Raw genomic sequence first — 25,621 nt, 5'->3', positions numbered from 1 at the left:
GACAATGTCCATGATTGAACTCGGCGGCAAGGTTGCCGTCGTCACCGGCGGGTCCTCCGGCATCGGGCTGGCGACCGTCGAGCTGCTGCTCGAAGCGGGCGCCGCCGTCGCCATGTGCGGCCGCGACGAAGCCCGCCTGCGCAGCGCCGAAGCGCAGCTGCGCGAGAAATTCGCCGGCTGCCGGCTTTATGCCGCCAGCTGCGACGTGCTCAAGCCGGAACAGGTTGCCGCCTTCGCGGCCGACGTGCAGCAGAAGCTCGGCAACGTCGACATGCTGGTCAACAACGCCGGCCAGGGCCGCGTGTCCACCTTCGCCAATACCGAAGACGCGGCCTGGATGGACGAACTGCAGCTCAAGTTCTTCTCGGTGATCCACCCGACGCGCGCGTTCCTGCCGCAACTGGAGAAGTCGGGCCAGGGCGCCATCGTCTGCGTCAACTCGCTGCTGGCGCAGCAGCCGGAGCCGCACATGGTGGCGACTTCCGCCGCGCGCGCCGGCGTGCTGAACCTGGTGCGCTCGATGGCCACCGAGTTCGCGCCCAAAGGTGTCCGCGTCAACGGCATCCTGATCGGGCTGGTCGAATCGGGCCAGTGGCGTCGCCGCTTCGACGCGCGCCCCGAGGAAGACCGCCACCTGGACTGGGCCGCGTGGACCGCGCGCCTGGCCCGGCAGAAACATATTCCCCTTGGCCGCCTGGGCCTGCCCGTCGAGGCAGCCCGCGCCATCCTGTTCCTTGCCTCGCCGTTGTCTTCGTACACCACGGGCAGCCATATCGATATCTCCGGAGGACACTCCCGTCATGCCTAATCAACACCAGTACGAACAACAGCAGGTCACCGTCGGCTGCGCCATCACGGCGTTTCTCGAGCAGTGCGGCGTCAAGGCCGCCTTCGGCGTGATCTCGATCCACAACATGCCGATCCTCGACGCCATGGGCGAGCGCGGCAAGATCCGCTTCGTGCCGGCGCGCGGCGAAGCGGGCGGCACCAATATGGCCGACGCCTACGCCCGCACCACCGGCGGCCTGGGCGTGTGCCTGACCAGCACCGGCACCGCCGCCGGCAACGCCGCCGGCGCCATGGTCGAAGCGCTGACCGCCGGCACGCCGATGCTGCACATCACCGGCCAGATCGAAACGCCTTACCTGGACCAGAGCCTCGCCTACATCCACGAAGCGCCGGACCAGCTCACCATGCTGAAAGCCGTGTCCAAGGCCGCCTTCCGCATCCGCAGCGCCGACACCGCCATCAGCACCATCAAGCTGGCGGTGCAGACCGCGCTGACCGCGCCGACCGGCCCGGTCAGCGTGGAGATCCCCATCGACATCCAGGCCGCGCTGATCGACCTGCCGGCCGACCTGCAGCCGCTGCCGGTGCCGCAGCACGTGCCGTCCGCGCACGCGCTGGACGCGCTGGCCGAGCGCCTGGTGAAGGCGAAGCGCCCGCTGCTGTGGCTGGGCGGCGGCGCGCGCCATGCCAGCAAGCAGGTGCAGCGCCTGCTGGACCTGGGCTTCGGCGTGGTCACCAGCACCCAAGGCCGCGGCATCGTGCCGGAGGACGATCCGCGCTCGCTGGGCGCGTTCAACCTGCACAAGCCGGTCGAGGCCTTCTACCAGACCTGCGACGCGATGCTGGTGGTGGGCTCGCGCCTGCGCGGCAATGAAACCCTGAAATACGAACTGAAGCTGCCGCGCCCGCTGCTGCGCATCGACGCCGATCCCGCCGCCGAAGGCCGCTGCTATATGAGCGACTACTTTGTCAGCGGCGACGCCGCGCTGGCGCTGGATGCGCTGGCGGATCGGCTCGAACAGCGCATGCAGATCGACCCGGCCTTCGCCGCCGACCTGCGCCGCGCGCACGACACCGCGGTCAACAGCCTGGTTGATGGCCTGGGCCCGTACTCGGCGCTGGTGCAGGCGCTGCAGGGCGCGGTCGGCCGCAACTTCAACTGGGTGCGCGACGTGACCGTGTCGAACAGCACCTGGGGCAACCGCCAGCTGCGCATCTTCGACTCCCGCGCCGGCGTGCATGCGCTGGGCGGCGGCATCGGCCAGGGCCTGGCGATGGGCATCGGCGCCGCGATCGGCGCCGCGGCCACGGCTTCGGGCAAGAAGACCTTCACGCTGGCCGGCGACGGTGGCTTCATCCTGAACCTGGGCGAGCTGGCCACGGCGGTGCAGGAGCGCGCCGACATGGTCATCGTGCTGATGAACGACAAGGGCTACGGCGTCATCAAGAACATCCAGGACGCGCAATACGGCGGCCGCCGCCACTATGTGGACCTGCATACGCCGGACTACGCCACGCTGGCGAAGTCGCTGTCGCTGCGCCACGCGCGCGTCAGCAACCTGGCCGAGGTCGGTGCCGCGCTCGAGGCGGCCAAGGCCGAATCCGGCCCGTTCCTGCTGGAAATCGACATGCTGTCGATCGGTTCCTTCAAGACCATCTTCGCCGGCCCCCCGGTGAACAAGGACAACGAAGAGCCGGCCCGCGAACAAACCACTGTCACCGCCTGAGGGAGAGCCGCAATGCTGCATGTGTCCATGGTTGGCTGCGGCGCGATCGGCCGCGGCGTGCTGGAATTGCTCAAGAGCGATCCGGACGTGGTGTTTGACGTGGTGATTGTGCCGGAGCACACGATGGATGAGGCCCGTGGCGCGGTCTCCGCGCTGGCGCCGCGTGCCCGCGTCGCCACCCACCTGGACGACCAGCGGCCCGACCTGCTGGTCGAGTGCGCCGGCCACCATGCGCTGGAAGAGCACATCGTGCCGGCGCTGGAGCGCGGCATCCCGTGCATGGTGGTGTCGGTGGGCGCGCTGTCCGAACCCGGCATGGCCGAGCGGCTGGAAGCGGCGGCGCGCCGCGGCGGCACGCAGGTGCAGCTGCTGTCCGGCGCGATCGGCGCCATCGACGCGCTGGCAGCGGCGCGCGTCGGCGGGCTGGATGAAGTGATCTACACCGGCCGCAAGCCGGCGCGCGCCTGGACTGGCACCCCGGCCGAGCAGCTCTTCGATCTGGATGCGCTGACCGAAGCCACGGTGATCTTCGAAGGCACGGCGCGCGATGCGGCGCGCCTGTATCCCAAGAACGCCAACGTGGCCGCCACGGTGTCGCTGGCAGGCCTGGGGCTGGACCGCACCTCGGTCAAGCTGCTGGCCGACCCGCATGCGGTGGAGAACGTGCATCACGTGGAAGCGCGCGGCGCCTTCGGCGGCTTCGAGCTGACCATGCGCGGCAAGCCGCTCGCGGCAAATCCCAAGACTTCCGCGCTGACGGTGTTCAGCGTGGTGCGCGCACTGGGCAACCGCGCGCACGCGGTATCGATCTAGCCCCGGCAGCCAGGCCCCACAGACTTAGCAGGCAACGACAATGAAGACGCAAGAAGTACTCCCCATCTGCATCGCGGGCGAATGGCGCCTGGGGACCGGCGACCGCTACGGCACCCGCTACCCGGCCACCGGCGAAGTGGTGGCCGAACTCAACGCCGCCAGCCTGGCTGACGTGGAAGAGGCCGTGCAGGGCGCCCACCATGCCTTCCTCACCAGCGGCTGGGCCCAGCGCAAGCCGCACGAGCGCGCCGCCGTGCTGTACCGCGTGGCCGAACTGATCCGCGCACAAGCCGAGCCGCTGGCACAGCGCCAGCGCCTGGATAACGGCAAGCCCATCAGCGAAACGCGCGCGCTGGTCGCCAGTGCCGCCGGCACCTTCCAGTTCTTTGCCGCCGCCTGCGAAACGCTGGAGGAAACCATCACGCCGCAGCGCGGCGACTGCCTGACCATGAGCGTCTACGAGCCGATGGGCGTGGTCGCGGCGATCACGCCTTGGAATTCGCCGATCGCCAGCGAGGCGCAGAAGATGGCGCCCGCGCTGGCCGCCGGCAATGCCGTGGTGGTCAAGCCCGCCGAAGTCACGCCGCTGATGGCACTGGAACTGGCGCGCATCTGCGAAGAAGCCGGCGTGCCCAAGGGACTGATCAGCGTGCTGCCGGGCAAGGGCTCGGTGATCGGCGACGCCATCACCAAGCATCCGCTGGTGCGCCGCGTGTCGTTCACCGGCGGCACCACCACCGGCAAGCACATCGCCCATATCGCCGCCGACAAGATGATGCCGGTGTCGCTGGAACTGGGCGGCAAGTCGCCGACCATGGTGTTCGACGATGCCGACCTCGACCATGCGGTCAACGGCGTGCTGTACGGCATCTTCAGCTCGTCGGGCGAGTCGTGCATCGCCGGCTCGCGCCTGTTCGTCGCCCGTTCGCAGTACGAGGCCTTTATCGACCGCCTGGCCGCCGGTGCCGCGCACCTGCGCGTGGGCGATCCCGCCGACGAACGTACCCAGATGGGCCCGCTGATCACCGACCGCCATCGCGACAGCATCGAGTCCTACGTCGCGACCGGCGTGCACGAAGGCGGCCAGCTGCGCACCGGCGGCGTGCGTCCCGACGTGGCCGGCCTGCCCAACGGCTACTTCTACACGCCCACCATCATCGAAGGCCTGGATAACAACGCCCGCATCTGCCAGGAAGAGATCTTCGGGCCGGTGCTGGTGGCGATCCCGTTCGACGACGAGGACGACCTGATCGAACAGGCCAACGACAGCGTCTACGCGCTGGCCGCCGGCATCTGGACGCGCGACTACAAGCGCGCCTGGCGCGTGGCCCGTGCGGTGCAGGCGGGCAACGTGTGGATCAACACCTACAAGCAGTTCTCGATCTCGACGCCCTTCGGCGGCTGGCGCGACAGCGGCCTGGGCCGCGAGAAGGGACGGCTGGGCATCCTGCAGTACATGGAGCAGAAAAGCGTGTACTGGGGCCTGAACGAACAACCGCTGCCGTGGGCCAGCCACTGAACCCGGCACGCAGGAGAGAAGCAATGATCAAGGTATTGGGAATCGACGAGATCGTCTACGGCGCGGATGACTTTGACGCCTGCCGTGGCTTTTTCACCGACTGGGGCCTGGCCATCAAGCGCGATGACGCGCAGGGCCTGGACTTCGAAACGCTGAACGGCTGCCGCGTGCTGGTGCGCCGCATCGATGATCCGTCGCTGCCGCCCGCGATCGAGGCCGGCCCGACGCTGCGCGAAGTGGTGTGGGGGGTCGAGTCGCAGGCATCGCTCGACCATCTGGCTGACGCGATCGCCGATGCGCCGGGCTTTGTGAAGCAAGGCGAAGGCGCCGCGCTGCGCATCGGCTGCACCGACCCGAATGGCCTGGCGGTGCGTTTCCAGGTCACGCGCAAGCATGACGTGCAGGTCGAATGCGCGCTGATGAATACGTGGAACGACAAGCCGCGCATGAACCAGCGCAGCCCGATCTACGACCACGCCACGCCGATCGAAGTGGGCCACGTGGTGTTCTTCGTGAAGGACGTCAAGGCCACCGAGCAGTTCTATGTGGAGAAGTTCGGCTTCGTGCCGTCCGACCGCTACCCGGACCGCGGCGCGTTCCTGCGCTGCACCACGGACGGCGGCCACCACGACCTGTTCCTGCTGCAGCTGCCGGAACCGAAGAGCGGCCTGAACCACGTCGCCTTCACCGTGCGCGATATCCATGAGGTGTTCGGCGGCGGCATGCACGTCTCGCGCAAGGGCTGGGACACGCAGCTCGGCCCGGGCCGGCACCCGATTTCCTCGGCCTACTTCTGGTACTTCAAGAACCCGGCCGGCGGCCTGATCGAGTACTACGCCGATGAAGACCAGCTCGACGAACACTGGGAGGCGCGCGCCTTCGAGCCGGGGCCGACCATGTTCGCCGAATGGGCGATCGAGGGCGGCATCGACGGCAACACCCGCCGCCAGAAGAACGCCGGCGGCCCGGCAGGCAAGTTCCTGACCGAGAAGCGGTAAGCATAACCACCGTCGCTCCCGCGAAGGCGGGAGCCCAGCGTCTTTGAAACGCTGGCGAAAAGCAAAGTCACTGGGTTCCCGCCTGCGCGGGAACGACGAACGAAGGAAGCAGCAATGAGTGCCCACCAGTCCCTGACCCTGCGCGTCCAGGCCATGCGTTTTGAAGCGCGCGGCGTGGTCAGCATCGAACTGCAAGACCCCGAAGGGAAGCCCCTGCCCGAGTACAGCCCGGGCGCCCATATCGACCTGCACCTGGGTAACGGCCTGGTGCGCAGCTACTCGCTGTGCGGCGCGCCGGAAGCGCGCAACCGCTACACCGTGGGCGTGCTGCTGGACCGCGGCAGCCGCGGCGGCTCGCGCTACGTGCATGAGCAGCTGCGCGTGGGCACCACGCTGACGGTGGGCGCGCCGCGCAACAACTTCGAGCTGGACGAGAGCGCAGCGCATACGGTGCTGGTCGCCGGCGGCATCGGCGTCACGCCGATCGTCTGCATGGCGCGCCGGCTGGCCGAGCTGGGCAAGTCGTTCACGCTGATCTACTGCGCGCGTTCGCGCGCCGAGGCGGCATTCGTCGAACCGCTGTCGGCCTATGGCGACGCGGTGCGCTTCCACTTCGACGACGAAGCGGGCGCGCCGCCGGACCTGAAGGCAATGCTTGGCGGACAGGATGCGCAGACGCACTTCTATTGCTGCGGCCCGGGCCCGATGCTGAATGCGTTCGAAGCCGCGTGCGAGGCGCATGCCTACCCCAACGTCCATATCGAGCGCTTTGCCGCCGATCCGTCGACCGAGGCGGTGCAGGAAGGCGAATACGTGGTGCAACTGTCGCGCACCGGCTCGCTGGTCAAGGTGCCGTCTGGCAAGTCGCTGCTCGATGCGCTGCTCGACTCCGGCGTGGAGGTCGAGTACAGCTGCCGCGAAGGCGTGTGCGGCTCGTGCGAGACCGCGGTGCTGGAAGGCTGCCCGGACCACCGCGACAGCGTGCTGAGCAACAGCGAGCGCGCCAGCAACAAGACCATGATGGTGTGCGTGTCCGGTTGCAAGGGCAGCAAGCTGGTGCTGGATTTGTAATCCTGCGGTCTGCTCGTTCCGCGAGTGTTTTCTCCCCTCTCCCGCAAGCGGGAGAGGGGCGGGGGAGAGGGCCAGCGCTGGCCGCAGCCAGCACGCTGCCAAGTCCCGACTTCCTCACCAAGGCCGCCGTGCAAGCCAGGCATCTGCCGCCTGCAAGCGCCTGCCCTCTCCCCCAACCCCTCTCCCGCAAGCGGGAGAGGGGAGCCATTCGAAAGACCCAACCCAAAAAATACCCGTGCTAACCCAGAGACAAGACGCAGCGTCCCCCGGCGCACCGGTGGCCGCCACCGCAGGTATCGTGACCACGGCCGACAGTGCCGGCCAGGGCGCCGCGGCCACCGCCCGCAGCGGCCCGGTCACGCGCGGCAATATCGTCGCCCGCATCGAGCGCATGCCGGGCAACGCCATGCATGTCCGCGCCCGGCTGCTGATCGGCCTGGCCACCTTCTTCGATGGCTTCGACGTCATCGCCATCGCCGCCACGCTGCCGCTGCTGATCGCGCAATGGTCGCTGACGCCGGCGCAGATCGGCGTCCTGATCGCGGCGCCCTCGGTCGGCCAGCTGGTCGGTGCGCTGCTGTTCCCCGGGCTGGCCGAGCGCTTCGGCCGCTTGCGCTCGATCGGCTGGAGCGCGGGCATCATCGGCCTGATGAGCATTGCCTGTGGCTTCGCGCCGTCGTTCGAGATCTTCCTGCTGCTGCGCATCGTGCAGGGCCTGGGCCTTGGCGGCGAACTGCCGGTGGCCGCCACCTATATCAACGAAGTCACGCGCGCGCACGGCCGCGGGCGCTTCGTGCTGTTGTACGAGGTGGTGTTCCCGATCGGCCTGATGGTATCCAACGGCGTTGGTGCCTGGCTGGTGCCGCACTATGGCTGGGAGGTCATGTACTTCATCGGCGGCGTGCCGCTGGTGCTGTTCTTCCTCCTGAAGCGCGTGATCCCCGAATCGCCACGCTGGCTGGCCGAGAAGGGCCGCCTGGAAGAAGCCGACGCCGCGCTGCGCGCGTTCGAGGCGCGCGCCAAAGGACCGCTGCCGCCGCCGCAGAATGCCAGCGCCTACGACCGCATGACCCAGCACCCGCGCCGCCGCGTGCGGGACCTGGTCAGCAAGGCCTACGTAGGGCGCACCATGGCGGTGTGGATGCTGTGGGCCACCTGCGGCTTCATCCAGTACGGGCTGTCGACCTGGCTGCCCACGGTCTACAAGACCGTCTACCATGCGCCGCTGCAGCTGGCGCTGAACCTGGCCGCCGCGGCATCGGTGCTGGGCGTGGTGGGGTCGCTGGTCTGCGCCATGATTGTCGACAAGGTCGGGCGCAAGCCGGTGATCAATGTGTCGTTCCTGCTGTGCGCGCTGTCGCTGGTGCTGGCGGGCGTGTTCCACGCCGCCAGCGTGTACGTGGTCGCGACCTTCTGCGCGCTGGCGATGGGCTTCCTCGCCAGCGGCTTCATCACCGCCTACGTCTATACGCCGGAGCTGTACCCGACCAGCGTGCGGGCCATGGGCTGCGGCCTCGGCGGGGCCTGGCTGAAGCTGGCGGCGATCTTCGCGCCGGGGCTGATCGCCAGCACCATCGGCAGCGGCGACCTGAGCTTCGCCTTCTTTGCGCTGTCGGTGGTGCCGGCGCTGGCGGCCGTCACCGTACATTGCCTGGGCATCGAGACCAAGGGACGGGTGCTGGAGGAGCTGGAGGTCTGAGCGGGCACGTGCCCGTGCTGCTTCCGTCAGGAGCGCATGGGCAGTGCGGCTTGTGGTACCTGGATCAACGCTCTCAGTGCCGCAGCAGCGGGCATTTCGACTTCGATGCCGGCATGAAGGCCTGCTCGCCCGGCACCGTCGCCACCACCTTGTAGTAGTCCCACGGGTATTTCGATTCGGCCGGCGTCTTTACCTCGAACAGGTACATGTCGTGGATCATGCGGCCGTCGTCGCGGATGCGGCCGTTCTTCGCGAAGAAGTCGTTGATCGGCATCGACTTCATCTGCTTCATTACCGCCGCGGTCTCGTCGGTGCCCGCCGCCTGCACCGCCTTCAGGTAGTGCGTCACCGACGAATAGGCGCCGGCCTGGCTCATGTTGGGCATCTTCTTCAGCTTCTCGAAATAGCGTCGCGACCAGGCGCGGGTGGCGTCGTTCATGTCCCAGTAGAAGCCTTCGGTCAGCAGCAGGCCGGCCGTGGTCTTCAGCCCGAGGGCGTGGATGTCGTTGACGTACAGCAGCAGCCCCGCCATGCGCTGGGCGTGGTTGCGCGTGAGGCCGAATTCCGATGCCGCCTTGATCGCGTTGATGGCGTCGCCGCCGGCGTTGGCCAGACCGACGATCTGCGCCTTGCTGGCCTGCGCCTGCAGCAGGTACGAGGCGAAGTCGCTGGCGCCGATCGGGTGGCGCGCGGCCCCCACCACCTTGCCGCCGGTCTCGTTGATGACCGCGGTGGCGGAGTCTTGCAGCGTGTGCCCGAAGGCGTAGTCGGCGGTCAGGAAGAACCAGCTCTTGCCGCCGCGCTGCACGGTGGCGCGCGCGGTGGTGTTGGCAAGCGCGTAGGTGTCGTAGGCGTAGTGCACTGACACCGGCGTGCACAGGTCGTTGGTGATGCGCTCGGTGCCCGGCCCCGAGAACACCACGATGCGGTTCTTCTGCTTCGCCACTTCCAGCACTGCCAGCGCGGGCGCCGAGGCGGCCACGTCGAGGATGGCGTCGACATTGCCGGCGTCGTACCACTCGCGTGCCTTGTTGGCGGCGATATCGGCCTTGTTCTGGTGATCGACCACCACCAGCTCGATCTTCTTGCCGAGCACCTTGCCGCCGAAATCGTCGATCGCCATCTGCGCCGCGGTGGCGCTGCCGCGGCCGGTGACGTCGGCGTACAGGCCGCTCATGTCGAGCAGCATGCCGAGCTTGACCACGTCGTCGGAAATCGACGCCCTGGGCTGGGCCTGTGCGGCGCCGCAGGCCAGCGCCGCGGCAACCGCGAGCACGCCGGCGGACCGGCGTCGGATCGAGTGGCAAAGCGTCATGGTGTCTCCTCCCGTGTGTAGTGATTTCTCCTACTGGCCAGGCCAGGCCGTGGCGATCGGCGTCGCCGCGCGGGTTGGTCGCGCTGTTCGTCGCCTGGATCCGGTGTTCCTTACAGGAAACCGGTAGCAGACGTTATAGGCGATCTGGCTGGTGCCGTCATGCCCGGCGTGGAGAAGTCTTGCGCAAGGAAAACAGGCCGCGCTCGCCGCGGCCCTTTCGTTTTATGCCTGGGCGCGCAACAACTTGCGCAGTCCCTGGTACACCGCCTCGCGCTCCTGCGGCGACAGCTGCCGGATCACCTCGGCCTGGCCGCGCCGCGCCAGCGGCATCACCTGGTCGTGCAGCGCGATGCCGGCCTCGGTGATGGCGCACAGCAGCTTCTTGCGTGGGGTATTGCCGGCGGAGGTCAGCTGCACCAGCCCGCGGTCTTCCAGCAGCCGCAGGGTGCGGCTGACCAGCGCCTTGTCCGAGGTCGACTGCGTCACCAGCTCGGCAAACGGCAGCGTGCGCGCATGGGCCAGCAACGCCAGGATGCGCCATTCGGGCACGGTCAGGCCGAACTGTTCCGCATAGGGCTTGGTGACCGTGCTGCGCAGCGCGGTGACCAGCTGGCTCAGCATCGTGGTCAGGAAGTTGTCGACGGTCAGGCCGCTGCCGGCCTCGTCGAGGTCCGTCCACGGGCTGGCGTTGGCGGCGGGGGCAGGGGTGGGCGCGGGCGTGCCATGGGCGGGCGCGGCATCACGGGGCATGCGTTCCTCTTGGTCTGGTCTGCCGGCCAGGATGCGTGGCCGGTGGGCGGGGCAGATTGTCTCACAGGCGCTTGCCATTGCCGCCACCGTGTGGCGATCCGGATGAGCGCAAATAAATCCGCAAAAAGCACAATCCGTCAATTAGTGGTTAACGTAAGTTGAGTTGTCAACTTGCAGTGCCTAGGATGGTTGTGTTCCTTTATTGAACTTGCGTTTCATTAATAAAACAACCGAAGAGAGTTGTTCCCAAGCCACCCCTGTTTTCGCGATGAGCACAACCGCTGACTTCGTCGTCGCGAATGCGCCCCCACAGGAGCTGTAGATGAGACAACAACGTCCCCGACGCGCCGCTGCCGTCGCAATTGCCGCCATGGCCGTGCTCGGCCTGAGCACGGGCAGCGCGCTGGCCGCCACCACGTATCCGGCCAAGGCCGTGACCATGGTGGTGGCCTACCCGCCAGGCGGCGATACCGACGCCATGGCCCGGCTCTACGCCGACAAGCTGTCGGCCCGCCTGAAGCAGCCGGTCATCGTCGAAAACCGTCCCGGCGCCGGCGGCGTGGTAGGTGCCGCGTTTGTCAGCCGTGCGCCGGCGGACGGCTACACGCTGCTGTACACGCCGAATCCGTTCACGCTGGCGCCGATGGTGCTGAAGCTGGCGCCGTCGGCCAGCTATGACCCGCTGCACGGCTTTACGCCGGTGATCCAGACCGCCGTGCAGGCGGTGCTGCTGGTGGCCAACCCGCAGGCGGGCGTAAAGACCGTGGGCGAGATGGTGGCCGCGGCCCGGGGCGGCAAGGCGCTGACCTATGGCAGCCCGGGCGCGGGTTCGCCGATGCATATCGCCGGCGAGATGCTGAACCGCGCCGCCGCCGTGAAGATCCAGCACGTCCCCTACAAGGGCGTGGCCCCCGCGGTCAACGATGTGGTGGCGGGGCACGTGCCGTTTGCCTACGTCACGCTGGGCCCGGTGGCGCAATACATCAACACCGGCCGGCTGATCCCGCTGGCGATCACCGATGCCCGCCGCTCGCCGCTGCTGCCCAACGTGCCGACGCTGGCCGAGCTGGGCTACAAGGACGTGGTGGTCGGCGCGTGGCACGGTGTCATGGCGCCCAAAGGCACGCCACCCGAGGTGGTCAGGACACTGAACCAGCAACTCAACGAGGTGCTGCGCCTGCCCGAGGTGGCCGACAAGATGGCCACCTTCGGCGCCATCCCCGTCGGCGGCGCGCCGGCCGCGCTGGAGAAGGTCAACGCGGCCGACTACGAGCGCCTGGGCAAGGTGGTCCGCGAGCTGGCGATTGCCGCGGAATGAGCGGCGCCAGCGCATCGCCGTCCAGCGCCACGCCATGGATAACGACAGACAGGAGGCCGGCATGAGCAGGGCCATCGTGGGAACGTCCACGCCGCAGGTGACCGCGCGGGAAAAGGTCATGGGACGCGCGCAGTATGCCGGCGACCTCAAGCTGCCCGGCATGCTGCACGCCAAGGTGCTGCGCAGCCCGCACCCGCACGCGCGCATCGTGCGCATCGACACCGCCGCCGCCAGGGCGCTGCCCGGGGTGAAGCTGGTGGTAACGGGGTACGACGTGCCCGCCCGCCACTGGGGGCCGCACCGCAAGGAGCAGCGCATCCTGGCCTGCGGCGTGGTGCGACACGTCGGCGAGGAAGTGGCGGCGGTGGTGGCGGTCAGCGAGGAGATCGCGCGCGATGCGCTGGACCTGGTCCGGGTCGAGTACGAGACGCTGCCCGCGCTGCTGACGCCGGCCGCGGCGCTGGCCGCGGGCGCGCCGGAGATCCACGCCGGTACGGGCAATATCGGCCATGAAATGCGCATCGAGCGCGGCGACGTCGAGGCCGCCTTCGCGGCGTGCGCCGCGGTATACGAGGCGACCTACGACATGCACTCGCAGTACCCCGGCTACCTCGAGCCGATGGCCTCGGTCGCGGCGCAGGACGGCAACGGGCGGCTTACGGTGTGGGCGTCGACGCAGTCGGTGTTCCTGGCGCGCGCGCGGCTGGCCGAGGCGCTGGACCGGCCGGTCTCGACCATCCGCGTGGTGCAGGCCACCACCGGCGGCGGCTTCGGCGCCAAGATCGTCGAAGAGAACAACAGCCTGATCTGCGCCTTCCTGGCCAGCCGGCTGGAGCGCCCGGTGCGGCTGGTCAACAATCGGCTCGAAGACTTCCAGGGCGCGCGCGCCAGCGTGCCGATGCAGGTCTGGCTGCGCCTGGGCGTTGACGCCGACGGCGTGATCCTGGCCAAGGACGTGCGCATCACGGCCGAGTGCGGCGCCTATTCCGGCCTTGCCGGCGATGTGATGCACGTCACCGCCATGCGCAGCGACAACATGCACCGCCTGCACAACGTGCGCTCGCACGCGGTGCTGGCCTATACCAACAACCCCCCGCGCGGCGCTTTCCGCGGCTTTGGCGGGCAGCAGATGCAGTTTCCGCTGAACTGCCACCTGACGGTGCTGGCTGGCATGCTCGGCATCGACCCGATCGAATTGCACAAGCGCAATGCCATCGGCGCCGGCGAGACCAGCGTGCATGGCTGGAAGATCAGCAGCACCGGCATGGCCGAATGCCTGGACATGACCCGCCGCGCCATTGGCTGGGACGAAAAGCGCGCCGTCCCGCGCGGCGCCGGCACGCGCCGGCGCGGCGTGGGGATTGCCGCGGCGATGCATGTCAGCGGCAACCGCACGCTGGGCAACTGGGACGGCTCGACCATCCTGCTCAAGATGAACGAGGACGGGCGCGTGATGCTGCAGACCAGTGAGTGCGACATGGGGCAGGGCGCCAACACCATGCTCAGCCAGATCTGCGCGCAGGAGCTGGGCATTCCGCTGTCGCACGTCACCGTGATGGCGCCGGATACCGATACCGCGCCGTTCTGCCTGGGCTCGCTGGCGTCGCGCGTGACCATCATCTCGGGCAACGCGGTGCTGCGCGCGGCGCGCGAGGCGCGGCAGAAGCTGCTGGCGCTGGCGGCGGAAAAGCTCGGCGTCGATGCGCGGCAACTGGTGATCGCCGATGGCCGCATCGCGGTGCCCGACCAGCCTGACAAGTCCGCCACGCTGGCCGAGATCGCGCGGCTGCATATCTTCCGCCATGGCGGCGAGGGCATCCACGTGCGCGCCAGCTACGACGCGCCCACGGTGATGCACGACGCCGACTATTACGGCAACGTCGCCCCCGCGCATTCGTTCGCGGCGCAGGCGGTGGAAGTAGAGGTCGACATCCGCACCGGCCAGGTCACCGTGATCGACAGCTTTGTCGCCGACGACTGCGGCAAGGCCATCAACCCGCTCGCGGTGCACGGCCAGACCCATGGCGCCACCGTGCAGGCGATCGGCTGGACCCTGTACGAGCACCTGCAATACGAGGACGGCCGCCTGATGAACGGCAACTTTGCCGACTACACCATGCCCACCGCCGACGCGGTGCCGATGCTGCGCACCGACGTGGTGGAATCGAACGACCCCAACGGCCCCTACGGCGCCAAGGGCGCCAGCGAGACCGCGATCCTGCCGGGCGCGGCAGCAATCGCCAATGCCGTGTTCGACGCGGTCGGCGTGCGCATCCAGTCGCTGCCGATCACGCCGGAAAAGGTGCTGGCGGGCCTGCGTGCGCTGCGCGAAACGGAGGCCGCCCATGCGTGACTTTGCCTTCCTGGAGCCGGCCACCGTGGCCGAAGCCAGCGCCATGCTGGCCGACCTGGGCGACAGCTGCCGCCTCTTTGCCGGCGGCACGGCGCTGATGCTGGGCATGCGCCAGCGCATGCTGGCGCCTAGCCACCTGGTGTCGCTGGGCCGGCTCGATGGGCTTCGCGGCATCAGCTTCGACGCGCGCGAAGGCCTGCGCATCGGCGCGCTGACCTTGCATGCCGAGCTCGCGCGCTCGCCGCTGGTGCAGGCGCACTATCCGATGCTGGCCAGCATGGCCGCTCGCGTGGCCAATCCGCAGGTGCGCAACCAGGGCACGCTGGGCGGCAACCTGTGCTATGCCGACCCGGCCACCGATCCTCCCGGTTGCCTGATGGCGCTGGGCGCGCAGGTGGTGGTCAGCGGCCGCGGCGGCGAGCGCGTGATCGACATCGAAGACTTCCTGGTCGACTACTACGTCACGGCGCTGGCGCCGGACGAGATCGTCACGCAGATCCGCGTGCCCGCGCCGGGTGCCGGCGCCGATGGCCGCTATGCGCGCTTCCTGCGCACGGCCGCCGAGCATCGCCCGCTGGCCAGCGTGGCGCTGTCGGTGCGGCGCGAGGGCGCGTTCTGCATCGAGGCCCGCCTGGCGGTGGGCGCCTCCACGCCGGTGCCATGCCGGCTGCGGCGCGCCGAGGCGCTGCTGGCGGGCAAGGCGGTAACGGCGGAACTTGCCGCGCAGGCCGCGGCCATCGTCGCCGAGGACATCAACGCGGTATCGGACGCGCGCGGGGCCGAAGCCTACCGCCGCGAGATGGTGCGCGTGGTCGCGCGCCGCACCATTGCCGCATTGTTCGGCGTGGCATCGGACTAAGGAGCCTACCCATGAACCCAGTCACCATCGAAGTCACCGTCAACGGTGAAGAACACCGGGTGCAGGTGCCGGCGCGGCGCCTGCTTGCCGACCTGCTGCGCGACGACCTGAACCTGACCGGCACCAAGCGCGGCTGCGAGACCGGCATCTGCGGCGCCTGCTCCGTGCTGGTCGACGGCGAGGTGGTCAAGTCCTGCCTGATGCTCGCGGTGCAGGCGCGCGGCCGCCATGTGATGACCGTGGAGGGCCTGGCCGCCGACGGCCAGCTGCATCCGCTGCAGCAAAGCTTCATGGAGCACGGCGGACTGCAGTGCGGCTATTGCACGCCGGGCTTCCTGATGGCGGCGTGCGCACTGCTCGCCAACAACCCCAACCCGACTGAAGAGGAGGTCCGCCATGGCCTGAACGGCAACCTGTGTCGTTGCACCGGCTATGTCGGCATCGTCGAATCGGTCCTGTCCGCCGCGGAGGCAATGCGTGGAAATTGAAAAGACCCTGGTCACCGCGGCGCCGCCGGCGCGCGTGTGGGAGCTGCTGCTCGACCCCAACGTGATGGGCGCGTGCGTGCCCGGCATGGAATCGATCGAAGTGCTCAGCGAGGTCGAGTACGTCGCGCACATGGCGGTAAAGATCGCCTTCATCAACGCGCGCTTCCGGCTGCATACGAAGATCGTCGAGACCCGCGCGCCCCATTACCTGCGTACCGAGGGCACCGGCGAGGACGCTTCGGTTGCCAGCTCGCTGCGGCAGTCGAGCGAGCTGTTCCTGACGCCGCTGGACCATGGCGGCACACAGCTGCGCATCCGGGTGCAGGTCGATGTGCTGGGCCGGCTGGGCACCTTCGGCCTGAGCGTGATGAAGACCAAGGCCGACCGCATGTGGGACGAGTTTGGTGCCAACCTGCTGGCGCGGCTGTCGCCGCAGGCCGCGCAGCCCGCACCCGGGCCGGCCCGGCAAGCGGCCACGGCGGCGCAGGCGGCTGCCGTCGCGCCGCGCCCGGCCGCCAACGGCCACCCGGTGCGGGGGGCGCCGCCGGAGCCCGCGCCGCCAGCACCGGCCGGACTGCTCGCGCGGCTGCTGGGGCGCCGGGACGCCGGGCGCGGATCGCTTGCCGACATCTGCATCGAACTGCGCCGCCATGACGAAACCATCGTGGTGCGCTGGCCCGCGGCGCACGGCGAGCAGTGCGCGGCATGGCTGCGCGACTACCTGCGCCCCGGCGCATAGCGGCCTGGCCGGCAGGGATTGTCCGCAATACGGGTACCCTATCGGGTGCGGGCGTGATATATGAGAACGTTGCGCCAAGACCGAATATTGCAGAGACAGACCATGACGACCGATTCGCCGCAGGACGATACGCAGGAAGGCGGCCAGGAGGGTGCGCCCGACAGCGCGCAGGACAGGTACATCGTGCCGGGGCTGGAGCGGGGCCTGCGCCTGCTGGGCGAGTTCAGCAGCCGCGAGCGCACGCTGTCGGCCGCCGAGCTGGCGCGCCGCCTCAAGGTGCCGCGCTCGACGGTGTTCCGCCTGCTGGCGACGCTGGAAATGATGGGCTTCGTCGAGCGCACCGACGGCGGGCGCGAGTTCCGGCTGGGCATGGCGGTGCTGCGCCTCGGTTTCGACTACCTGGCCTCGCTGGAGCTGACCGAGCTGGGCCGTCCGCTGCTCGACCGGCTGCGCGACGAGATCCATTACCCGTGCAACCTGGTGGTGCGCGACGGGCGCTCCATCGTTTATGTGGCGAAGTCGGTGGCATCGCGTCCGTTCGCCAGCACGGTCAATGTCGGCACCCGGCTGCCCGCGCATGCCACGGTGCTGGGACGCGTGCTGCTGGAAGACCTGTCGCTGGCCGAACTGCGCGCGCTCTATCCGGAAGAGCGGCTGGAGGTCTATTCCGAAAGCACGCCGCGCACGGTCGAAGAGCTGTACGAGATGGTCCAGCGCGACCGCCAGCGCGGCTATGTGCTGCACGAAGGGTTCTTCGAGGCCAGCATCTCCACTATCGCGGCGCCGGTGCGTGACCGCAGCGGCAAGGTGACGGCCGCGCTGGGCGCCACTATCCCGGCCGCACGCATCGACCCGGACCAGCTCGACAACATGGTGGAACAGGTGCGGCGGGCCGCCGCCGAGTTGTCGCGGTTGCTCGATTACCGGCCAGAGGTGCCCAGGCCGTTCGCCTGACGGCAAGGTGCCGCCCCGCTACAGGAAAGACAAGATGCAGCAACGCATGCAAGGAAAGCGGGCGCCACGGCGGCGCCGATGGCTGGCCGGCACGGCGCTGGCCGTGGCGCTGGCGGCATGCCTGCCCGGGCCGGCAGCACAGGCCGCTTGCGCCAATGTGCGCATCGTGGTGCCGTTCCCGGCGGGCGGGCCGGCGGACCAGCTTGCGCGCACGCTGGCCCACGGGCTGCAGCAGCAGCGCGGCACACCCTTCGTGGTCGACAACAAGCCGGGTGCCAACGGCAATATCGGCATCGACGTGGTGCGGCGCGCGCCGGGCGATGGCTGCACCCTGCTGGTGGCACCCGCCGGCAACCTGACCATCAACCCGACCCTGATGCCGGCGCTGGCCTACAACGTCGAGCGCGATTTCCGGCCGGTGTCGCTGCTGGCGGGCTCGCCTAACGTGCTGGCGGTGCACCCGTCGGTGCAGGCGCATTCGGTACAGGAGCTGGTCAGCCTGGCCAGGCAGGCCGACAAGTCGGGCAAGCCGCTGGGCTACGCCAGCCCGGGCGTCGGCAGCGGCCTGCACCTGGCTGGCGAACTGTTCCGCCACCACGCCGGCATCACGCTGCTGCACGTGCCGTACAAGGGCACCACGCAGGCGCTCAACGACGTGGTGGGCGGGCAGGTGCCGATGCTGTTCGGCACCTGGCCGACGCTGGCGCCGTTCATCCAATCCGGCGCGCTGCGCGCGCTGGCGGTGACGCAGCCGCAACGGTCGCCGGCCGCGCCCAATGTGCCGTCGCTGGCGGAGCAGGGCGTGCCCGGCATCGACGTCAGTTCCTGGTACGCGCTGCTGGCGCCGAAAGCCACGCCGCAGCCCGCGGCCGATGCGCTTGGCGCCGACGTGCGGGCGCTGCTGGCCAGGCCGGCGGTGCGCGCCGAACTGCAGCGCCAGGGCATGGAGCCGGTGGGCAGCACGCCGCAGGCGCTGGCTCAGCGCATCCGCGAGGAAACCGCAACGTGGGCAAAGGTGATCCGCCAGTACGGCATCACCGCGGAGTAGCGCCGCCCCGGTAACCCATCAGGCCCGACAGGTCGCGCGCGGCTTGCCGGACTTCCTTCGCCACGCGCTCGCGCAGCGTGCCGTCGGCCTCGAAACGCTGCTGCGGCCCGGCCACGCTGATGGCGGCGATCACCGCGCCGTCGGCGCCGCGCACCGGCGCCGCGCAGGCGTCGATGCCCGGCTCGTATGCCGAGAAACTCCAGGCGCAGCCGCGTTCGCGGTCCGCGGCCAGGATCTCGGCCAGGCGCGCATGGGTTGCCGGGCTCTGCCCGGTGGCCGCCGGCAGCGGATCGGGCCCCAGCAATTCGCGCAGCGTCTCGGGCGGCAGCTCGGCAATCAGCATCCGGCCCGGCGTGGTCAGGTGCGCGGCAACGCGGCTGCCCACCTGGATATTGCTGACCAGCGCGGCGGCCGGCATCTGCCGCAGCAGGTAGAGTGCATCGCCGCCATCGCGCACCGCCAGGTAGGCCGACAGCTGCAGCGACGCACTGAGCCGCGCCAGCACGCGCCCGGCAAAGCTGGTCAGGTCGTTGGAGGCCAGTACGCGCGAGGCCAGCTTCAGGAAATTGAAGCCGACCTGGTGGCCGCCCTGGGGCAGCCGCTCGACCATGCCTTCATGCTCGAGCGTATCGAGCAGGCGCATCACGGTGACCCGGTTCACGTCGATGCGGCGGCCGACCTCGCTCAGGTTGGCGGTGGCGCCGCCTTCGGCGATAAAGCGCAGCAGGCGCAGGCCGCGGATGACCGGCGACACCAGTTGCGCCTCGCGGGCGTCTTCCGATGCTGCGTCGTCGTCGGGTTCGGTCGGCAGGCGGGATTTGGGCATGTTGGCGTTGACTATCCATGGAAAACGGCCGCGCTGGCGGCCGTGCTGGCATGGAACGCTGGGCCGCGGCTTCAGCCGAGGGCGACGTTCCAGGCGTCGTAATCGTACACCCAGTCGGCATTGCCGCCTTCCTTGAGCCAGGCATTGCTGCGCGAGCCGATCTGGATGCGGCTGGTGCGCGCGTGGCGCGCGGCCTGGTAGCGCGCCAGCGCGGCCGGCACGCCGGCGGCACCGTCGCCCGCGGCATCGGCCAGGCAGCGCGCCAGCACCACGCCGTCCTCGATCGCCATGCCCGCGCCCTGCGCCATGAACGGCATCATCGGATGGCAGGCGTCGCCCATCAGCGTGACCGGCCCAGCCGACCACGCCGGCAGCGGATCGCGCACGTACAGCGCGGAGATCAACACGTCGTCGCAGGCGTCGAGCAGCGCGCGTGCCTCGGGGTGGAAGCCGGCATAGGCGCTGCGCAGGTCTTCCACGCGGCCCGGCGTGGTCCATGACTCATGGCGCCAGGCTTCCTGCGCGACCGTGGCGAAGATAAAGATGTCGCGGCCGCGGTTGAGCGGAAAGGTGACGATCTGCGTGGCAGCGTCCGGACCCCACCATTTGGTGAAGGCGCCCAGGTTGGGCACGCCGGCCAGGCGCGCGGCCGGCACCACGGCGCGATACGCGACCACGCCGGTGAAGATCGGGCTTTCCTGGCCGAACAGCGCGGTGCGCACGGTGGAGTGGATGCCGTCGGCGCCGACCAGCACGTCGACATCGTCCTGCGCGCCGTTGGCAAAGCGCAGCGTCGCGCCATCGGCGCGGGTCTCGATCGCCACGGCCTTGTGATCCAGCCGCACGCACGCGCCTGGCACGGCGGCTTCCAGCGCCGTCATCAGGTCGGCGCGGTGCATGGTCAACTGCGGCGCGCCATAGCGCCGCTCGGCTTCGTCCTGCATCGGCAGGCGCGAGGTTTCGGCGCCGGAATCCCACATGCGGCTGATGCGGTGGCTGGGACGCGCCGCGGTTTCACGCAGGGCCTCGCCCACGCCCAGCCCGTCCAGGGCGCGCACGGCGTTGGGGGTCAGGTTGATGTCGGCGCCGACGCGGGCAAAGCGGGGAGCTTGTTCGTAGACCACGGCTTCCATGCCGAGCTTGCGCAGCGCGATGGCCGCGGCGAGGCCGCCGATGCCGGCGCCGTTGATTCCGATTTTGAGAGACATTTTTTCCAGCTGACCGTTGGGATGTGTTCAAAAATGAACTGAATGTTCATAAAAATATATGGGGGAGTGGGGTGAGCGTCAATTAAGGGGGAACCCTAGGGGGAATTGCCGCCGTTATCGTTCTTGGCGGGCGCGGCTGTTTCGCCGGCGTGGCCGGCGAGTCACTTTTTGGCCCAAAAGTAACCAAAAAGCGCGTCGCCTGTGCGGCTGGCAATCAATTTCACGGCGCTGGTGGGTCGCGCGGTGGTGCTTTCCGTTTGGGCGTGGGTGCCCGTTCGGCCCTGCTACGCTATGTGAGTCAGGGGCGGTGCCTTCGATCACCCACTATTGGACGATCCCAATGAGGGTGTAGGCAGCCTGCTGCCGGCCGTATCGCGGGGACGCCTGCGGCTGCTGCGCAGGCTCGATTGCGCTGGCCGGCATTGGGTGTTTGCGCGAATGCAGCCAAATGCGTTGTGCGATCCGCCGGCCGAGTCGCACCGGCAGCGCCAAGCGAGCGCAGCGATGCGTCCCGTGCCAGGGCACACGCCGCGCGATAGGGCCGGCGATGCAGCGCAGCCGTAGGCGTTCCTACGGTAAGGCCGGCAGCAGGGGCCACTCCGCGCTCTGGGCTCGTTCAACCAACACTTCAACCCCCCTACCACCGTGGCGCACCCCTGCGGCAGGCAGTCCCGCTATGCGAGGAAGCAAAGCCCCGTACGAAAACCCCCAGGCCCACTACGATAAGACATGCCGCCCGCAGGGCAGTAAACGCGCTTTTTGGTTACGTTTTGGCGCTCGGCCAAAAAGTGACCCGCCCAGCAGGGCGGAACCACGCGGTTCAAGAGCCGACAGCATGTCACCAACAGCGCCCACCCCAAAAGACGAGATCTTTCGAAACCCCACCCCCCTCAAAGCCCCAAAACAAGCTTCGCAATAATGTTCCGCTGGATCTCATTAGACCCCCCATAGATCGACGCCTTCCGATAGTTGAAATAGCGCGGCGCCAGCACCGCAGCATAGTCAGCCCCGACCCGCGCCGGCGCATCGCGCCCCTGCAGTTCCGCCCAGGTGTCCTGCACGAACGGCAGCGCCGCAGGCCCCGCCGCCTCCACCGCAAGTTCGCTCGCCGCCTGCAGCGTCTCGGTGCCCGTGAGCTTGAGCATGCTGGAAGCCGCGCCGATCGAGGTGCCCGATTCCACCCCGGAAAACACCCGCAACTCAACCGCTTCCAGCGCCGCCGCACGCAGGTGCAGCGCGGCCAGCTTGTGCCGGAACAGCGGGTCGTCCAGCAGCGGGCCACCGTCATCGCCGGGCTGCTCCGCGGCGATCTCCGCAATCTTGGAAAGCTGCTTGCGCAGCATCGGGCTATACGTGCCGCCGCGCTCGAATTCCAGCAGGTACTTGGCGTAGGTCCAGCCCTTGCCTTCCTCGCCGATGCGGTTGGCCACCGGCACCCGCACGTTCTCGAAGAAGACCTGGTTCACCTCCTGCTGGCCGGGCATGGGGCCATCCAGCGTCGGTAGCGCCGACACCGTGATGCCCGGCGTGTGCATGTCGAGCAGCAGGAACGAGATCCCTTCCTGGCGCTTCGATTCGCGGCTGGTGCGCACCAGGCAGAACATCCAGTCGGCCCATTGCGCATGCGTGGTCCAGATCTTGGAGCCGTTCAGGACGTAGTGCTCGCCGTCGCTGTCGGTGCAGTGGTCGGCGCGCAGCTGCAGCGACGCCAGGTCGGAGCCGGAGTTGGGCTCGGAATAGCCCTGGCACCACCACACGTCGGAGCTCAGGATCGGCGGCAGGAAGCGCTGCTTCTGCTCGGGCGTGCCGTATTTCATGATCACCGGCGCGACCATCTTCAGGCCCATCGGCGATACCGGCGGGCATCCCGCGGCGGCCAGTTCGGACTGGAAGATAAAGCGCTCGGTTGCGCCCCAGCCCGGGCCGCCGTATTCCTTCGGCCAGTTCGGCGCGGCCCAGCCGCGCGCGTGCAGCGCCTTCTGCCAGCGCACCTGTCCGGCCTTGTCGAGGTAACCGTTCTTGGACTGCGCCATCATTGCGCGCAGGTCGGCGTCATAGGCCTGCGCAATCCAGGCGCGCACTTCTTCGCGAAACTGCTGGTCTTGGGGAGAGAAATCGAGATGCATCGGCGGGCCTCTCTGGTATTCGATCGTGGATAGGGGCGGCTTCAGGCCGCGGCGCTGGCGGGATAGAGCAGGTCGGCATAGCGGCGCAGGTGGTGCTCGGCCGAGCCGAACTGCAGGTCGATCGCCGTGACGCGCTTGAAGTAGTGGCCCACGGCCAGCTCCTCGGTCACGCCCATGCCGCCGTGGATCTGCACCGCGCCCTGGCCGACGAAGGCGCCCGCCTGGCCGGCCTGGATCTTCGCCGCGCACGCGGCCTGCGCGCGCGTCTCCGGCGCGGCGGCGGCCTGCATGGCGGCCACCTGAGTCAGGGCCACGGATTGCTCCAGCTGCATGTACATGTCGGCCATGCGGTGCTGCAGCACCTGGAAGGTGCCGATTGGCACGCCGAACTGCTTGCGCTGGCGCGCGTAGTCGATGGTGTCTGCCAGCATGCGCGCCATCGCGCCATTGGCTTCGGCGGCCAGCGCGATCATGGCGTGGTCGCACAGCTGTTCGATCAGCGGCAGCGCTTGGCCTTCGTCGCCGATGCGCTGGCTGGCCGGTACCTGCACGTCGTCGAGCAGCACCTCGGCGGCGCGGTGGCCGTCGAAGGTGGGATATTCGCGCAGCGTTACGCCCGGCGTGTCGCGCGCGATCCAGAACAGGCTGATGCCGCCCTGGTCCCGGCGCGCGCCGCCGCTGCGCGCGCTGACCAGCAGGTGCGAGGCGAACGGCGCGCCCGCCACGGCGTGCTTGTGGCCGCTGAGCCGGTAGCCGTCGCCCTGGCGCGTGGCGCTGGCCTGCACGTCGTGCCGGCAGTAGCGGCTGGCGGGCTCGGCATGGGCCCACGCCACGGTGGCCTCGCCGCCGATAATGGCCGGAATCCACTGCGCGGCCAGCTCGGGGCTGCCATGCAGCAACGCGCCGCCCCCCATCACCACGGTGCCCAGATACGGCTCCAGCACCAGGTGCCGGCCCAGCTGTTCCATCACCACCATATGCTCGACGGCGCCGCCGCCCAGGCCGCCCAGGCGCTCGGGAAACGCGGCGCCCAGGATGCCCAGGTCACGTGCAAACGCGCGCCAGCAGTCCGGGCGCCAACCCGCCGCGGACTGCACCGCGGCGCGGCGGGCTTCGAAATCGTAGTGGTCGGCGAGGTAACGCGCGAGCGTGTCGCGCAGCATCGACTGTTCTTCGCTGAACTGGAAATCCACCTTGGCTCCTTCGGATAAGGGTGAGGCGTGAGGCGTGAGGGGCGGTAGTCTGGCGGGGATCTTCCGGCGAGGCTGGCCGGCGGCGCATCGTCGCATCGGACGAAGCTGAGGCGCGGGCCGCAGGCGCGGTCTTTATGCGGCGCTGCGACAAAACCAGGCCGTGCCGCTTCGTCGCTTCCGACGATGGTCGAACCGGCCAGGGTTCCGAGAATGCGCAAGCGGCATTCGCCCACCCACCATCCCCGTCGAGGAGCTCCACGCCATGCATCCGCACATCCACGCGCAGCGCACGCCCGACAAGCCCGCCGTCATCATGGGCGGCAGCGGCGCCGTCGTCACCTACCGCGAGCTGGACCAGCGCTCGAACCAGGTCGCCCACCTGTTCCGCAAGCTCGGCCTGCAGCGCGGCGACCGCGTGGCTTTCATGGTGGAAAACCATCCGCGGCTGTTCGAGCTGTGCTGGGGTGCCCAGCGCAGCGGCATTGTCTATATCTGCCTGAGCACGCGCCTGAACGCGGCCGACGCGGCCTATATCGTCAACGACAGCGGCGCGCGCATGCTGGTCACCACGCACGCGCAGGCGGAGATCGCCACGGCGCTGATCGGGCAGACGCCGGCCCTGCAGGCGCGCCTGATGCTGGACGACACGGTGCCTGGCTATGAGGCCTATGAGACCGCACTGGCCGATTGCCCGGCCACGCGCATCGACGACGAGGTGACCGGCGGCGACATGCTGTATTCATCGGGCACCACGGGCCGGCCCAAAGGCGTGTACGCGCCCCCGTCGAGTCCCGACATCGACGCGCCGACGACGCTGACCGCGCTGTGCCAGCGGCTCTACGGCTTCGATGCCGACACGCGCTACCTGTCGCCCGCGCCGCTGTACCATGCGGCGCCGCTGCGCTACACCATGTCGGTGCAGGCACTGGGCGGCACCGCGGTGGTGATGGAGCATTTCGACGCCGCGCAGTTCCTGCGGCTGGTGCAGGAACACCGCATCACGCATACGCAACTGGTGCCGACCATGTTCTCGCGCATGCTCAAGCTGCCCGAGGCGCAGCGGCAGGGCTATGACGTGTCGTCGCTGCGCGTGGCGATCCACGCGGCCGCGCCGTGCCCGGTGCAGGTGAAGGAAGCGATGATCGCGTGGTGGGGACCGGTGATCTGGGAATACTACGCCGGCACCGAGGGCAACGGCGTGACCGTGGTCGACACGCCGCAATGGCTGGCGCGCAAGGGCACGGTGGGGCGGGCCATGGTAGGCAAGCTGCGCATCTGCGGGCCGGACGGCGCCTTGCTGCCGCCGGGCGAGCCGGGCACGATCTACTTTGCCGAGGGCCGCCCGTTCACATACCACAACGACGAGGCCAAGACCGCGGAGACGCGCCATCCGCAACATCCGGACTGGAGCACCATCGGCGATGTCGGTTACGTGGACGCGGATGGCTATCTGTACCTGACCGACCGCAAGGCCAACATGATCATCTCCGGCGGCGTCAACATCTACCCGCAAGAGGCCGAGAACCTGCTGATGACGCATCCGAAGGTGATGGATGTGGCCGTGATCGGCGTGCCCAACGAGGACTTCGGCGAAGAGGTCAAGGCCGTGGTGCAGCCTGCCGACATGGGCCAGGCGGGGCCCGAACTGGCGGCCGAGCTGATTGCCTTCTGCCGCGCCAACCTCTCGGCCATCAAGTGCCCGCGCTCGGTGGACTTCGAGCCCGAGTTGCCGCGGCTGCCAACCGGCAAGCTGCTCAAGCGGCTGCTGCGCGACCGCTACTGGACCGGTCACGCCAGCAAACTGGTGTGAGGCATCGGCAAGCGGTGC

21 protein-coding genes are annotated in these 25,621 nt (G+C 68.9%); 15 read left to right on the top strand and 6 right to left on the bottom strand.

The features are described from left to right. The first annotated feature begins 4 nt into the window (after positions 1 to 4). The 7 genes from CBM2588_RS16630 (at position 5) to CBM2588_RS16600 (ending at position 8,616) form a co-directional block, all read left to right on the top strand. Positions 5 to 808, top strand: a complete 804-nt coding sequence (locus tag CBM2588_RS16630; protein ID WP_115681544.1) for an SDR family oxidoreductase — start codon at positions 5 to 7, stop codon at positions 806 to 808. Further along, a complete protein-coding gene (locus CBM2588_RS16625) occupies positions 801 to 2,516 on the top strand; it encodes a thiamine pyrophosphate-binding protein (RefSeq protein ID WP_115681543.1) in 1,716 nt (571 codons plus the stop codon). Before CBM2588_RS16630 ends, CBM2588_RS16625 begins: the two co-directional genes overlap by 8 nt. 12 nt (positions 2,517 to 2,528) lie before the next feature. Next, a complete protein-coding gene (locus tag CBM2588_RS16620) occupies positions 2,529 to 3,329 on the top strand; it encodes an aspartate dehydrogenase (protein WP_115681542.1) in 801 nt (266 codons plus the stop codon). A 40-nt stretch (positions 3,330 to 3,369) separates the two neighbouring features. Then, on the top strand, positions 3,370 to 4,848 hold the full coding sequence (locus CBM2588_RS16615) for an aldehyde dehydrogenase (protein ID WP_115681541.1): 1,479 nt from the start codon (positions 3,370 to 3,372) through the stop codon (positions 4,846 to 4,848). A 23-nt stretch (positions 4,849 to 4,871) separates the two neighbouring features. Next, entirely contained in the window at positions 4,872 to 5,846 is a 975-nt protein-coding gene (locus tag CBM2588_RS16610) for a VOC family protein (protein ID WP_115681540.1), read from the top strand. A gap of 114 nt (positions 5,847 to 5,960) precedes the next feature. After that, positions 5,961 to 6,917 carry a PDR/VanB family oxidoreductase gene (locus CBM2588_RS16605; RefSeq protein ID WP_115681539.1) on the top strand — a complete coding sequence of 319 codons (957 nt, stop codon included), beginning with the start codon at positions 5,961 to 5,963 and terminating at the stop codon, positions 6,915 to 6,917. Positions 6,918 to 7,194: 277 nt separating this feature from the next. Next, positions 7,195 to 8,616: an MFS transporter gene (locus CBM2588_RS16600; RefSeq protein ID WP_231942178.1), complete on the top strand. Its 1,422-nt coding sequence runs from the start codon at positions 7,195 to 7,197 to the stop codon at positions 8,614 to 8,616. A 73-nt stretch (positions 8,617 to 8,689) separates the two neighbouring features. Here CBM2588_RS16600 and CBM2588_RS16595 read toward each other — a convergent pair whose 3' ends face one another. After that, positions 8,690 to 9,931, bottom strand: a complete 1,242-nt coding sequence (locus CBM2588_RS16595; RefSeq protein WP_115681538.1) for an ABC transporter substrate-binding protein — start codon at positions 9,929 to 9,931, stop codon at positions 8,690 to 8,692. A gap of 222 nt (positions 9,932 to 10,153) precedes the next feature. Beyond that, entirely contained in the window at positions 10,154 to 10,681 is a 528-nt protein-coding gene (locus CBM2588_RS16590; protein ID WP_115681537.1) for a MarR family winged helix-turn-helix transcriptional regulator, read from the bottom strand. Between the two features lie 322 nt (positions 10,682 to 11,003). On the opposite strand from CBM2588_RS16590, the gene CBM2588_RS16585 reads away from it, so the two are divergent. From CBM2588_RS16585 to CBM2588_RS16555, 7 genes are all read left to right on the top strand, one after another. Then, the gene (locus CBM2588_RS16585; protein WP_172583623.1) at positions 11,004 to 11,999 is read left to right on the top strand and encodes a Bug family tripartite tricarboxylate transporter substrate binding protein; all 996 of its coding nucleotides are present in this window, start codon (positions 11,004 to 11,006) and stop codon (positions 11,997 to 11,999) included. A gap of 61 nt (positions 12,000 to 12,060) precedes the next feature. Beyond that, a complete protein-coding gene (locus tag CBM2588_RS16580; protein ID WP_115681535.1) occupies positions 12,061 to 14,352 on the top strand; it encodes a xanthine dehydrogenase family protein molybdopterin-binding subunit in 2,292 nt (763 codons plus the stop codon). Then, a complete protein-coding gene (locus CBM2588_RS16575) occupies positions 14,345 to 15,211 on the top strand; it encodes an FAD binding domain-containing protein (RefSeq protein ID WP_115681534.1) in 867 nt (288 codons plus the stop codon). Before CBM2588_RS16580 ends, CBM2588_RS16575 begins: the two co-directional genes overlap by 8 nt. Before the next feature lie 11 nt (positions 15,212 to 15,222). Then, the gene (locus CBM2588_RS16570; RefSeq protein WP_115681533.1) at positions 15,223 to 15,699 is read left to right on the top strand and encodes a (2Fe-2S)-binding protein; all 477 of its coding nucleotides are present in this window, start codon (positions 15,223 to 15,225) and stop codon (positions 15,697 to 15,699) included. Continuing rightward, positions 15,689 to 16,438, top strand: a complete 750-nt coding sequence (locus tag CBM2588_RS16565) for a CoxG family protein (RefSeq protein ID WP_115681532.1) — start codon at positions 15,689 to 15,691, stop codon at positions 16,436 to 16,438. The genes CBM2588_RS16570 and CBM2588_RS16565 overlap by 11 nt, the downstream gene beginning before the upstream one ends. A gap of 102 nt (positions 16,439 to 16,540) precedes the next feature. Next, complete coding sequence (locus CBM2588_RS16560) at positions 16,541 to 17,392, top strand: IclR family transcriptional regulator (RefSeq protein WP_115681531.1); 852 nt, start codon at positions 16,541 to 16,543, stop codon at positions 17,390 to 17,392. A 34-nt stretch (positions 17,393 to 17,426) separates the two neighbouring features. Continuing rightward, positions 17,427 to 18,440 carry a tripartite tricarboxylate transporter substrate binding protein gene (locus CBM2588_RS16555; RefSeq protein ID WP_115681530.1) on the top strand — a complete coding sequence of 338 codons (1,014 nt, stop codon included), beginning with the start codon at positions 17,427 to 17,429 and terminating at the stop codon, positions 18,438 to 18,440. Here CBM2588_RS16555 and CBM2588_RS16550 read toward each other — a convergent pair. The 4 genes from CBM2588_RS16550 to CBM2588_RS16535 form a co-directional block, all read right to left on the bottom strand. Further along, complete coding sequence (locus tag CBM2588_RS16550; RefSeq protein WP_115681529.1) at positions 18,427 to 19,266, bottom strand: IclR family transcriptional regulator; 840 nt, start codon at positions 19,264 to 19,266, stop codon at positions 18,427 to 18,429. The two genes, CBM2588_RS16555 and CBM2588_RS16550, sit on opposite strands and share 14 nt — an antisense overlap. Before the next feature lie 71 nt (positions 19,267 to 19,337). After that, the gene (locus tag CBM2588_RS16545) at positions 19,338 to 20,474 is read right to left on the bottom strand and encodes an FAD-dependent monooxygenase (protein WP_115681528.1); all 1,137 of its coding nucleotides are present in this window, start codon (positions 20,472 to 20,474) and stop codon (positions 19,338 to 19,340) included. An 890-nt stretch (positions 20,475 to 21,364) separates the two neighbouring features. Beyond that, complete coding sequence (locus CBM2588_RS16540) at positions 21,365 to 22,600, bottom strand: acyl-CoA dehydrogenase family protein (RefSeq protein ID WP_115681527.1); 1,236 nt, start codon at positions 22,598 to 22,600, stop codon at positions 21,365 to 21,367. A 41-nt stretch (positions 22,601 to 22,641) separates the two neighbouring features. After that, complete coding sequence (locus CBM2588_RS16535; RefSeq protein WP_115681526.1) at positions 22,642 to 23,793, bottom strand: acyl-CoA dehydrogenase family protein; 1,152 nt, start codon at positions 23,791 to 23,793, stop codon at positions 22,642 to 22,644. Positions 23,794 to 24,055: 262 nt separating this feature from the next. Between CBM2588_RS16535 and CBM2588_RS16530 the strand changes: the two genes are divergently transcribed. Further along, positions 24,056 to 25,603, top strand: coding sequence for an AMP-binding protein (locus tag CBM2588_RS16530; protein WP_115681525.1), 1,548 nt, complete (start codon positions 24,056 to 24,058; stop codon positions 25,601 to 25,603). Positions 25,604 to 25,621 lie beyond the last annotated feature (18 nt).

Origin of the sequence: Cupriavidus taiwanensis (genome assembly GCF_900250075.1) — a bacterium.
Classification (GTDB): Bacteria; Pseudomonadota; Gammaproteobacteria; order Burkholderiales; family Burkholderiaceae; genus Cupriavidus; species Cupriavidus taiwanensis_C.
This window is presented reverse-complemented; position numbering and strand designations above follow the sequence as displayed.

What these genes read in the sequence shown, in the direction of transcription:
- CBM2588_RS16605 (WP_115681539.1), top strand. Translation starts at nt 5,961, where the DNA reads ATGAGTGCCCACCAGTCCCTGACCCTGCGCGTCCAGGCCATGCGTTTT.
- CBM2588_RS16630 (WP_115681544.1), top strand. Translation starts at nt 5, where the DNA reads ATGTCCATGATTGAACTCGGCGGCAAGGTTGCCGTCGTCACCGGCGGG.
- CBM2588_RS16595 (WP_115681538.1), bottom strand. Translation starts at nt 9,931, where the DNA reads ATGACGCTTTGCCACTCGATCCGACGCCGGTCCGCCGGCGTGCTCGCG.
- CBM2588_RS16625 (WP_115681543.1), top strand. Translation starts at nt 801, where the DNA reads ATGCCTAATCAACACCAGTACGAACAACAGCAGGTCACCGTCGGCTGC.
- CBM2588_RS16545 (WP_115681528.1), bottom strand. Translation starts at nt 20,474, where the DNA reads ATGTCTCTCAAAATCGGAATCAACGGCGCCGGCATCGGCGGCCTCGCC.
- CBM2588_RS16575 (WP_115681534.1), top strand. Translation starts at nt 14,345, where the DNA reads ATGCGTGACTTTGCCTTCCTGGAGCCGGCCACCGTGGCCGAAGCCAGC.
- CBM2588_RS16585 (WP_172583623.1), top strand. Translation starts at nt 11,004, where the DNA reads ATGAGACAACAACGTCCCCGACGCGCCGCTGCCGTCGCAATTGCCGCC.
- CBM2588_RS16540 (WP_115681527.1), bottom strand. Translation starts at nt 22,600, where the DNA reads ATGCATCTCGATTTCTCTCCCCAAGACCAGCAGTTTCGCGAAGAAGTG.
- CBM2588_RS16615 (WP_115681541.1), top strand. Translation starts at nt 3,370, where the DNA reads ATGAAGACGCAAGAAGTACTCCCCATCTGCATCGCGGGCGAATGGCGC.
- CBM2588_RS16555 (WP_115681530.1), top strand. Translation starts at nt 17,427, where the DNA reads ATGCAGCAACGCATGCAAGGAAAGCGGGCGCCACGGCGGCGCCGATGG.
- CBM2588_RS16580 (WP_115681535.1), top strand. Translation starts at nt 12,061, where the DNA reads ATGAGCAGGGCCATCGTGGGAACGTCCACGCCGCAGGTGACCGCGCGG.
- CBM2588_RS16590 (WP_115681537.1), bottom strand. Translation starts at nt 10,681, where the DNA reads ATGCCCCGTGATGCCGCGCCCGCCCATGGCACGCCCGCGCCCACCCCT.
- CBM2588_RS16620 (WP_115681542.1), top strand. Translation starts at nt 2,529, where the DNA reads ATGCTGCATGTGTCCATGGTTGGCTGCGGCGCGATCGGCCGCGGCGTG.
- CBM2588_RS16550 (WP_115681529.1), bottom strand. Translation starts at nt 19,266, where the DNA reads ATGCCCAAATCCCGCCTGCCGACCGAACCCGACGACGACGCAGCATCG.
- CBM2588_RS16560 (WP_115681531.1), top strand. Translation starts at nt 16,541, where the DNA reads ATGACGACCGATTCGCCGCAGGACGATACGCAGGAAGGCGGCCAGGAG.
- CBM2588_RS16530 (WP_115681525.1), top strand. Translation starts at nt 24,056, where the DNA reads ATGCATCCGCACATCCACGCGCAGCGCACGCCCGACAAGCCCGCCGTC.
- CBM2588_RS16570 (WP_115681533.1), top strand. Translation starts at nt 15,223, where the DNA reads ATGAACCCAGTCACCATCGAAGTCACCGTCAACGGTGAAGAACACCGG.
- CBM2588_RS16610 (WP_115681540.1), top strand. Translation starts at nt 4,872, where the DNA reads ATGATCAAGGTATTGGGAATCGACGAGATCGTCTACGGCGCGGATGAC.